Source organism: Pseudomonas sp. BYT-1 (assembly GCF_023611805.1).
Lineage (GTDB): Bacteria > Pseudomonadota > Gammaproteobacteria > Pseudomonadales > Pseudomonadaceae > Aquipseudomonas > Aquipseudomonas guariconensis.
Genome location: NZ_CP072560.1, coordinates 259,939 through 267,513, shown reverse-complemented (window position 1 = coordinate 267,513; position 7,575 = coordinate 259,939). Strand labels below are relative to the sequence as shown.

At 52.5% G+C, this 7,575-nt stretch carries 8 protein-coding genes; 3 read left to right on the top strand and 5 right to left on the bottom strand.

Annotation, left to right across the window (positions count from 1 at the left end; translation table 11 throughout):
• Complete coding sequence (locus tag J5X93_RS27610) at window positions 1-1,302, bottom strand: ISL3-like element IS1411 family transposase (RefSeq protein WP_011920678.1); 1,302 nt, start codon at window positions 1,300-1,302, stop codon at window positions 1-3.
• Between the two features lie 305 nt (window positions 1,303-1,607).
• Here J5X93_RS27610 and J5X93_RS27605 point away from each other — a divergent pair, with 305 nt between their 5' ends.
• Window positions 1,608-2,051 (top strand): nuclease-related domain-containing protein, encoded by a 444-nt coding sequence (locus tag J5X93_RS27605; RefSeq protein WP_250034211.1) that lies wholly within the window; start codon window positions 1,608-1,610, stop codon window positions 2,049-2,051.
• 56 nt (window positions 2,052-2,107) lie between these two features.
• A protein-coding gene (locus tag J5X93_RS27600; protein ID WP_155738431.1) for an IS3 family transposase occupies window positions 2,108-3,264 on the top strand; the annotation gives its coding sequence in 2 pieces (ribosomal slippage) (window positions 2,108-2,366 and window positions 2,366-3,264; 1,158 coding nt in all).
• Between the two features lie 27 nt (window positions 3,265-3,291).
• On the opposite strand, the gene J5X93_RS27595 is transcribed toward J5X93_RS27600, so the two are convergent.
• A complete protein-coding gene (locus tag J5X93_RS27595; RefSeq protein WP_250034210.1) occupies window positions 3,292-3,660 on the bottom strand; it encodes a hypothetical protein in 369 nt (122 codons plus the stop codon).
• A gap of 330 nt (window positions 3,661-3,990) precedes the next feature.
• On the bottom strand, window positions 3,991-4,314 hold the full coding sequence (locus tag J5X93_RS27590; RefSeq protein WP_100412841.1) for a helix-turn-helix domain-containing protein: 324 nt from the start codon (window positions 4,312-4,314) through the stop codon (window positions 3,991-3,993).
• Window positions 4,315-4,401: 87 nt separating this feature from the next.
• Here J5X93_RS27590 and J5X93_RS27585 point away from each other — a divergent pair, with 87 nt between their 5' ends.
• On the top strand, window positions 4,402-4,818 hold the full coding sequence (locus J5X93_RS27585) for a hypothetical protein (RefSeq protein WP_100412840.1): 417 nt from the start codon (window positions 4,402-4,404) through the stop codon (window positions 4,816-4,818).
• An 8-nt stretch (window positions 4,819-4,826) separates the two neighbouring features.
• Here J5X93_RS27585 and J5X93_RS27580 read toward each other — a convergent pair whose 3' ends face one another.
• Both J5X93_RS27580 and J5X93_RS27575 read right to left on the bottom strand, forming a co-directional pair.
• A complete protein-coding gene (locus J5X93_RS27580; RefSeq protein WP_100412839.1) occupies window positions 4,827-5,186 on the bottom strand; it encodes a hypothetical protein in 360 nt (119 codons plus the stop codon).
• Window positions 5,183-7,573: a site-specific integrase gene (locus tag J5X93_RS27575; RefSeq protein ID WP_250342653.1), complete on the bottom strand. Its 2,391-nt coding sequence runs from the start codon at window positions 7,571-7,573 to the stop codon at window positions 5,183-5,185. Before J5X93_RS27575 ends, J5X93_RS27580 begins: the two co-directional genes overlap by 4 nt.
• Window positions 7,574-7,575 lie beyond the last annotated feature (2 nt).

Genomic DNA, 7,575 nt, shown 5'->3' with positions numbered 1-7,575 from the left:
TTAAGGGTGTAGCTGATTTCTAAACCCTCCTGACTTCAGCAAGCACCTGGCTATGTAATTGGTTAAATTTCTAAAGCCCAAGGCGGTACCTCGTAAGTGCTCAAGTCGCCCGTTGATAGCTTCTGTTGGACCGTTGCTGGTTCCTGGCCGGTCGAAGTAGGCAAGGATGCTCTCAGCGTATTTTTTCAGCGTTTCCCCCAAGCCTTTCACCTCGATGAGCGCTTTGGGCAAGTCGCTGGCTGTAATGATATTTATGACCTCTTCCATGAGTTTTTTACCACGTTTTCGATCCGGCTCGTTGTAGGCGCTGACCACCCGTTGGTACATGCTCCAGGTGCAATCCACTTCGAGGTGGTGCTCATCTGCAAACAGCTGGAACAGTTGCTTTTTGTTGGCGTCAGACAGGTAGCTGATCCGAGTCAGTAGCGTTCGACGGCTTTTGTAGAGCGGGTCATTTTTACGCCCTCTGCGGCCCAGGATGTCGTGTTGCACACGCCGGCGGCATTCATCCAGCATGTTGCTTGCCCAGCGCACGACATGGAAAGGATCCAGCACGGTTTGGGCTTGAGGCAGGGCTTCTTGCGCTGCAGATTTAAACCCCGTAAAACCGTCCATGGCAATGCTTTCGATCTGGTCACGCCACGATTTGGGGCGACTCTGTAGCCATTGCTTAAAGGCTTGTTTGGAGCGGCCTTCCAGCACATCGAGCAAGCGGGCCGGCCCGTTTTTGTTACGCACGGGCGTAAGGTCAACCACGATGGTGACGTACTTGTCACCACAGCGTGTATGTCGCCAAACATGCTCATCCACGCCCAGCACGGTCACACCGTCAAAACGTGTCGAGTCATTAAAAAGCAGGCGCCGTCCTTCGTTGATAATGGCATTATTAGCGGTGTGCCATGCAACATCAAGCTGGCTCGCAACACGAGATACCGACAGATGATCCAGCACGATGGCAGCTAATGCCCAGCGTATCGCCCCATATGAAAGCTTTGAACGTGGAGGTGCTGCACTGTTTGTATCTTCATGCCAGAAACAGCCGCAAGCACAACGCCAGCGACGGATACGCAGCAGCAATCTGGTTGGTCGTTGTCCGTAAGGTGTGTGAGCAAGATGCCTATCGACAGTACCGCGTGAAACACCAGCAGCCCCGCACTTGGGGCATGGCTCGGGTGCTTTGGTTAAACGACATTCGATGACGGCGCGCTCTGCACAAAGATGTTGTCCAGTGGCAGTCAGGCCGAGGTTATTCAGTTGGCAAAAGCTGGAAAGATCAGGGCTAGAAAAGGTAAGATTGTTCACGTCGGGGGCTTAGTTTTTGTTGGTGTGAGAGCTTACATTTTCTAAGATCCTCGACTCCTTTTCCAGCCGGTCAGATTTTTTCTACACCCTTAAATGCGAAGAGCCGATAAACCTTAATATCCACTGCTAGTAAATGCTGAGATAGGGGGTTGATAGCCCGAACGGGATAGGCAGAGCGATCTCTCCGGCACAAAAGCCGATATTAATCTGCTCCTAACCAGTCACCACACCCCATACGTTTCGCTTCTCAGTTTGTTCGATAGCAAAAGTGATAGGCGCGGTAGCTCATAGGAAGGAGCAAACAGATGAAGTTAGTAGTAATAGGCAAAAATGGATTGCATCCAAGAGAGGCCTATGCTGTAAGTCAGATGGAGGAACACTTTCAAACTACCTGGCAAGCCTATTCGTCTCTGGTGATTACCGATGACCAGGGCTCGATGGAGATTGATTTGCTGATCATCACCAGCGACCGTATTTTGCTGGTGGAGATTAAGGACTGGAACGGCAAACTCACCAGCTATCGTGGTGAGTGGCGAGTCAACGAGAAATCCCGAGGCAAAAGCCCTTTCACCATCAAGAAGGAGCATGCCATACGCATCAGCAAACTGCTGAGCAGTCATCTGCGCAGTAAAATCGGTTACGGCCCCATGGTCGAAGCGCATGTAGTGCTGTCCGGCTCAGCCACTCCAGAGCAGCTACCGCCAAACGAAGCACGCTATGTACACACCCTGGACACTTTCCTGAAGTGATCTTGCCCAGTCCCAGTGGACACCCCGTTAAGCGATAAACTGCAACGAGGTGAATCATGGCAAGACAAGCAACCCCAATGAAACAGACCCGCACCCGCCATTCCCAAGCCTACAAGGACGAAGCGCTGGCTTTGGCCGAGCGCATTGGCGTCAGCAAGGCTGCCGAACAGCTTGGCCTGCATGCTTCCCAGCTCTACGGCTGGCGGAGCAAGAAGCACCAGACTCAGGCCGGCAGCGAGCGCGAGCAGTCGCTGGCCGACGAGAATGCCCGACTCAAGCGGCTGTTGGCCGAGCACGCCGAGGAGCTGGCCATCGTAAAAAAGGCCGCCGCGTACTTTGCCAAGAGCCTCAAGTGAAGTACGCCTTCATGAGGACTCATACCGCGCATTTCTCGATCCAGGCCATGTGTCGCGTGTTGAGCGTTGCCCGCAGCGGTTACTACGCTTGGTGCTCTCGCAGGCCGTCAATGCGCCAGCGGCGAAGAGACGAACTGGATCGGCAGGTCGCTCAGGCATACAGCGCACGCAAGGGCCGCAGCGGGGCTCCACGGCTGTGCCATGACCTGCGGGAAGCCGGCCTACCCTGCAATCGCAAGACGGTAGCCGCCTCGATGCAACGGCAAGGACTGCGTGCCAAGGCCGCCAAGAAGTTCAAGGCCACGACCAATTCTCAGCACTCCCTGCCAGTGGCAGAGAACTTGCTCAAGCAGGATTTCAAGGCATCTGCGCCAAATCAGAAATGGGTGGGTGACATCACCTACCTGCATACGGAGGAAGGCTGGCTGTATCTGGCAGTGGTCATCGATCTGTATTCACGGATGGTGATCGGCTGGGCCATGAACGAACGCATGACGGCCGACTTGGTTTGCGATGCCTTGCACATGGCGCTGTGGCGACGCAGGCAGCCTAATGACGTGATCGTGCATAGCGACCGCGGCAGCCAGTACTGCTCAGCGGCTTACCAGGAGCTGATCTGCGCCCATCACTTGCGATGCAGCATGAGCGCCAAAGGCAACTGCTACGACAATGCCTGTGCAGAGAGCTTCTTCCACAGCCTGAAGGTCGAGTGCATCCACGGCGAGCGCTTCACGAGCCGCGCCCAGATGCGTGAAACCGTGTTTGAATACGTCGAAACCGATTACAACCGCCAGCGGCGACACAGCACGCTGGGGCACATCAGCCCAGAGGCCTTCGAGGCCAGGATGTGTGCTTAAACCCGTGTCCACGGCTGCTGGGCAAGATCACACAGTGTACGAGCTCATCAGTTGCGACGTGGACTTCATCGCTTGTTCCTGGGCGTTGTTGACCAGCGCGGCCTGCTCCCCTTGGAGTGTAACGAGCGGCGCCATCGGTATCGACGGGGCCATACTCACCGGCGTCTCCTGCGGGGTGATCGTCCATGCATCGTTCTGATCGATACGCAACTGAACGGTACCGACCGGCACCTTGAGCCGGCCGCCGGACATGATGCCGACGTAGATCTCGCCGTCTTCCTTGCGAACTACGGGATAGAAGTGCAGCGGCTGGGTGACGATCAGGCTCGGCGTGCTCTGATCACCTGTGGTGACCATCATAGTGGTCTTGTCAGTGAATTCGTCGATTGTGGCCATTGCCTTCTAGGTTTGCTGCTCAGTGGCGCATCCTGCGACGGATAGAGCGACACAGAGTGTTGCGGCGATCCGTTTCATTCCTATCTCTCTGGTCTATTTGAGACGATTGTGTCAGGGTGCCACCATACCCCTGCAGGGCTGCCACAGCCACCGTATCGTCCGGGCTTGATACCCAGAGTTCCTGATACGCTGTACCTGGCTATTCCTGCGCTGAGCCATGACTGTCCGGCTGTAGAGCCACGGGCAATGCGCCAGATCAGTGCTCCTACGTCGTCTACCAGGCCGCGTTCAGCTTCCTCACCTAAGATCCAGTCGACTCGCGCGGAGAGCCTAGGGGATCGAGCGAGAGGATTTACTCAATGCTGACAGTGCAGCCTCAAGGTCCATGTGTTCAGCTTCTTGAGCAACTTGAGCGAGGAGGTCCCTAGCTGATCGGTTCTCCTTAAGGGCATAGCTACCTATCATCAGCGTTACCGGATGCACTCCTAGCACCGGCGCGATCGTGTCCAATTTCTGTATGGTTGGAACGTATCGGCCCCGCTCCAGCGTGCTGATATAGGTACGGCTGCTCACAGTCGCGAAATCTTCCTGGGTCAGTTTTTGCTTGACTCTCATCCACTGCAAAATCCGGCCGAATGCGCTTTTCAATTCCACTTTGCATGTTCCACAAAAGGAACGATAAGGCACCCGACGAACAGTATATGACTACAATGTATGCTGTTCATTTGAGAGGGAGTCGGTATGTTTATCACCAACCGATGGGCAGAAGTGGATCGTTCACACGCCTGGCTGGCTGAGGATCAGCAGGCTTGGCATTTCGTAGAGCAACGGCTTTCATCGCCTTGGATCCACATCACGGTCACGAGGGCGCGGGGAGAAGACACATGTATCGAGGTCTTTTTCCTGGAGGACATGCGGGGCCTGGAACGATTCACACGGATGGCCCTAGAGGGCACAGCACAGCTGTCCTTGCAGATTGTCACTCCAGGATGGATGAATGGCAGCGGCGAGTGGTCAATGGAGCCCTTGGAGGCTATTCATGAAAGCGACGATGGCTTGCACAGATGTTACACCGTTCAGAGTGGGCGGCGTTATTACCTGCCTAATAGCGTTGATTGCCAGCAACGTTCATTCAAAGAGCTTTTCCGAAGAGAATAGAGGCTTTGTCAGGTTGTGGCATCTCCAAAATACCGTCTTGGATCGATCGCGTCCTCCGTCATGAGCTGAGCAGCTTTGATGATAATTTGAATCAGCCGATTGTTCTCCGCACGCGCTTTCTCAAGTTGCGTTTCGAGAGCAAAAATCCTGGCGCAGCTGTCTTTTCGTCCTTTCTTTTTTATATTTAGAAGGTAATCCTGGGTAGTAGCATATAAAGATCGGATCTCCTCGTCTCTCCATAGAGTCTGGCGACTGACAGCGACTTTCTGCGCAAGTCCACTTTGTGTGAGCGGCCCCGTAACTCGACCCTCCTTATAATCGGCAAGAATAGACCTCGCACGCTCCTTCCATTTTTTATCCTGCTTCACGATGATACCTGCTTAGATTTCGAATATGCATTCAAAGCTGCCTTGCAGCTCCTAACCATATCGCAAACAAACAAAACGTGCTGATCGAATTCATGTGTGCTGTCGAGTTCGGACTCGATGCTGGCTGTTATATCTGTTCGGTTGTCAAAAATCACCTTCAGAATTCGCTCATACTCTGTGAGTAAGGTCTCAATGGCTGCCCTTGCTTCTAGATCATCAGGGTTCAGATGAAATGATTTGCACCCTGCTTCCGTGCCGAACCCTCTTACGCACATGAGGCCTCGATCACAAGGGCTAATGTACAACTCCCGTGAGCATCCGCCCCATGGCGTTAGATTTAAAATGCTCAGCTTCTGAATGATCATATCTTCAATTAGATCATCAGCGACTTCCTCCTCGCGCCATCGGATGACTAATTTTCCCAAAAAGTCTTCGGGTGGCTCATCGGTCAAGTATAACGACCTCACATATTCTGCCCGTTCTTTAGCGGTCCGATAGTCATATTGACGACTCTGGCGTGGAGTACGTCCCATCCAGAGATCCACCGCTGTCTCAGAGGGACCGGCGCGTAGGATCGCCGTGGTAACCCAGCGTCGGATCTGGTGGGGAGTGATGGAAAATATCTTCCCGTTTCGGTCCCTCAAATCAAGGCGTTGAAAAATAGTTTTTTTTGACGAGTTGTTTGAAAGGTAGTTATAAAGGTCCGCCCTGAAAAGCGGGCGCGGGATAATACCTTGCTGTGAGACCGAATTAAATTGGTTCTCCCAGATAACAATTAGGTTGTCGCTGAGTTTGTTAGGGTAGCCCTTGCTCGAAAATTTTGCATGATAAGGTGCTTCTTCGCCATCATCGGGCATAGCAAATTGTTCGTCAAAGTGGCGTTGCAAATGGAATCTGTACTTTTTTTCTAGAGCTCGTTTGAATAATCTGATGTCTATGGCCAGGGAGGGAACCCCCGCTCCCATCCCTCTCCTAGACAGCATGAGTTCTCTAATGCGAGCCCATTCTCTTTTAATGTCGAACAGCTGCACGTATGAGGGCAGGGCACCAGGCTTAAATAGCCCGCTTTTGACCATCCCCTTGAGAAATATTCGAAGTTCGTCATTAAACCACTTGCATTTGTTTACTGATGAGCGAGATGAGTTGGTGTGAATCCCGATATCAAGCACAGAGACACTATAGCAATTCTTTTTGTACTCATTAAGGTAGTTCGACCAGTCCCACTTGCTAATTCGGTCGTCTATCCAGGCCGCAAAGCGTGCAGCTGTTATTCTAGGAAGTTCAATTGCAGAGCTGTAAAACCGCCCGCCGCTGCAAAGCTCTTTAGCTGATATCGCAAAGCAACTCGTTAATTCCTCTACAAAATAGTGGTGCTCTACGGTTAGGTCCAGCGATGTGAGCTGATCTTTAGCTCCGGAGTCTAGTGGATTTTTTTCTCGGTAGGTGGTGAGTATTTTATCTACGAAGGAGAAACCATTCGCTTCGATATCAAGGGCTCGATCTCTTGCATCACGGCAAAACTCCAGTAAATACGCATAAGCTTCTGTGAGTGGAGTGCTCCATAAATCTGCGACTGGTACGGCGGCTGGTATGAGGTTTTTTTCAACAGGGACCCGCACGAAAGTTGTATGAGTATCATGGTCCTGGAAGAGGCAATTTTCCGGTAAGTTTGTGATTTCACCCACCCTCAAGCCGAGCGCCATGCCGAAGCAAGTCGCTTCCAGACGTACTCTGTCGAAGCCATTGATTGGCTCTAGGCTCGGATCGTTCTTTATAAGGCATCGGGCTTTCGCGATGCCCTCGTGTAAGTCAGGAGAGAACAGGGTTTCTTCTCTGTGTCTGAATTGTTGAGACGTGAGCTCAAGGTTGCTGTGGGTCGGGTTAGGTACGCCAGTCTTCCACTTGATGAATCTTTCAAGGAACCGAAGCGGTACTCCGCTACTGGTTATACTGAAGTTGTTGAGGAAGTTTAGAAAAGCCTTTAGGGCGTTCGCTCTATGGTATACCGTAGCCTCCGAGTGATCTTGCCTGATTGAGTCCACGGTGGTGTCAAAAACCTTGCGTGTTATGTCGCTCCATTTGACGTCATGGTTATTCATTACGGCCGAGAGGCGTCTGACCGCTGCCATTCGTCCGATGACCAGGGTGGCCGAAGGACGCCTAAGCATTTCATGGGCGATGAAACAGCGAGCCAGCTTTCCCGTCACTGTCGGAAGAGCGGGCTGATCTTCATGTCGTTTTTGCACAGAGCAGAGTGACGTAAATGGGATATTACTCGATCTGTATTGCCATACCTTACCCTCGAAATCTCCGGACACTAGTCCACTCGATTTGAGGTCGTTAAACTGTTTTCGTGCAAGCTCATAACGTTCATCGAGAACAGCCATTG

Bases quoted from the DNA above. Each gene is read 5' to 3' on its own strand.
- J5X93_RS27595 (WP_250034210.1), bottom strand. From the start codon at position 3,660: ATGGCCACAATCGACGAATTCACTGACAAGACCACTATGATGGTCACC.
- J5X93_RS27585 (WP_100412840.1), top strand. From the start codon at position 4,402: ATGTTTATCACCAACCGATGGGCAGAAGTGGATCGTTCACACGCCTGG.
- J5X93_RS27605 (WP_250034211.1), top strand. From the start codon at position 1,608: ATGAAGTTAGTAGTAATAGGCAAAAATGGATTGCATCCAAGAGAGGCC.
- J5X93_RS27575 (WP_250342653.1), bottom strand. From the start codon at position 7,573: ATGGCTGTTCTCGATGAACGTTATGAGCTTGCACGAAAACAGTTTAAC.